The 2,570-nt window shown below is 37.4% G+C and carries 1 protein-coding gene; it reads left to right on the top strand.

What is annotated here, in order from left to right:
- Positions 1-380: 380 nt before the first annotated feature.
- A partial coding sequence (locus IV71_RS01835; RefSeq protein WP_162258590.1) for a mucin-binding protein occupies positions 381-2,570 on the top strand: 2,190 nt, incomplete at its 3' end.

Genomic DNA, 2,570 nt, shown 5'->3' with positions numbered 1-2,570 from the left:
GGATAATTATACAGTGGACGATGCATAAAATCTGTCCATTTTATCAGCATACGAGCACTCTGGGGAAGGGTCAGTAATTGAATTATTCAATCGCAAATTACGGTAACTTCTTCTCTAAAAAATCTAATTTTAAAGATGTCAATGAGCAACAACTTTATGAGTTACTCGAGCTGATTAATAAGTAGCCCATGAAATGACGTAATGATTGAACCCCAATTGAATTTTTCAGTGTTGTTCGCGTTAAACTTGTAATTTGTCATTAAGACTCTTATTTCAAAGTTCTTATTTCCTATAGTATAATAATGGTACGAGTAATGGATATGTCGTAGTGATTAAAATGCACACTACGTTACATTAGTATTTGAGAGGAATGTGTATTCATGATTTATAACAAGAGACAACTTACTAAAGAAAATAACAAAAAAGTGATGAAAAAAGTAAAGAAGCAGTGGGTTGTTGTATCCATCGCTGCCTTTGCTCTATTGGGTGCGGGGTATTCAGGTATTGCTGATAATACAGCCCACGCTAGTGATGCTTCTCAAACTAATACTGGTTCAGAAGCTAATTCTAGTCAGACATCATCGAAGTCTGAAAGCTCCAGTTCGGCTTCTTCAGAATCAAAGGATAATTTAACTTCTGAGGGAACTAATGGTGTAACAAAGTCATCCGATTCAACTTCTGAGGGAACTAGTGGTGTAACAAAGTCATCCGATTCAACTTCTGAGGGAACTAGTAGTGTAACAAAGTCATCATCTACTGCAAATAATACTGTCGCTCTTCGTAGTGGCGACAGCACTCAACAGCTAGAGGCACTTAAGTCAAACATTTATATGACTAACGTTCCAGCAACGTTAGAGGAAGATAACTGGGTACGTGTTGGACTTCAAGGAAGCTTCACAGTTGAGAACAGTAAATTAGTCAGCGGAAATACTATTAAGCTTGCAGATGTCTCAGTCACTAACCCAACTTCATTAAGTGACGCAATGAGTAATATTATCAAACAAGGATCAGATATTGAAGTTGTTGATGCTGCTCAGAATGTTCATGGAATCATAAAGTATGTTGACAATGGTCAAGGTACTGGTGGTACTTTAACCTATACAGTAACTAAGTCAAATAATCTTACTGACGGTGGGGTTACCGATTTTACAATGTCATCAAACTGGTTCTACACCCTTAACTTAGGATTAGGAAGAACTAATTATAGTAAAGCGCCGTTTAATGCCGATTTTACTGTTAAAGGTTTTGGAGGAAGCAGCAATACAAGTCCAATTCAAATCACACCTTCTCAGATTAAAACCGTAGATGCTCAAATTATTGAACCGGATAAGGTTGGAGCAGCCCCTACAGTTGGTGCACAAGATAGTGGCGCTACTATTCGTGAGTATCTAGATCACACCGTTATTCCTAACGATACTGAGTTTATGAATTTACAAAATAGTAACGGGACAAGTGGGACTGTTGATCTAACAAATCCAGTTATTAGTTACGAAAAGATTACTAGTAGTCAAAAATTTGATGTTACTAGTGGTAGTGTAGGGGTCGTTACTTTTTTTGTAAACCCTGACACAAAAAAGGTTCAAGCACTGGATAAGAATCATAATGTATATGCTCATTACGGGGATGATTATGCCAAAGAAATTAACCTTTCTATTACTAATGCAGGGGAAAATTTGAGCCTTGATGATCTAAAAAAAGCTGTTAAGGGTACTGGCTTATACTACTCAATTCAGTCTGATGGGTCTGCATATGTTATTAAATGTGTAGCCAAGTCTGACTTGGTATTAACAGCGGATCAAATTAAAGCCGGCATCGATTTGGATCAGTTTAACCTAACTGATCCATCGTCTAATGCAATTGAATCAAAAAATGCAACTATTGATTTTTATGCACACCAACTACAAATGAATGGTGGGGCAGGACAAGTACAAACAGGTACTAATATCACTGTGTTTGATAAGATGATTGCTGCAACGGTAAAGGTTCAGCAATTAGATGCAAACGGCAATGTTATTAGTACTGCAACAACACAAACTCAACCAAACTCAAGTCACCTCGCAGGTCAATCAGCAGTTAAGGTTCATTATATTGATCAAGATGGTAGAGACCTTTCCTACATCGACACCACTTGGGGCTACCCAACTTCAAGTTCTCAAAAGCAAGCTACCATTAAACCAGCTAGCATTCCAGGATTTTCAGTTGATACAAGCACAGCAACGATTCCTTCAAATGCAAATGCCCCTGAGGGCTCAAAGATCATAACAAGTGCAACCGAAGTGGATTTTCCAACTGCCGATACTACAGTTAACTACTATGTAATCTATAAGGGTGATACTCAAAAGGCAAAAGTAACTTTTATTGATGACACTGCCAAAAAAGTATTAGCAGAAGAAAATCTTGAGGGGCCCTCAAAAACACTGTCTAATTATCGCCCTCAATCACAAATTAATTCATATGAAAATAGTGGTTATGAGTTAGTATCGAACGATTATCCTACAAATGGGGTTCAATTTGATACTGATGATAGTCATGATCAGACATTCGAAATTCACTTAAAGCATAAGACGACA

The organism is Fructobacillus fructosus KCTC 3544 (assembly GCF_001438695.1).
GTDB classification, from domain to species: Bacteria; Bacillota; Bacilli; order Lactobacillales; family Lactobacillaceae; genus Fructobacillus; species Fructobacillus fructosus.
This window is presented reverse-complemented; position numbering and strand designations above follow the sequence as displayed.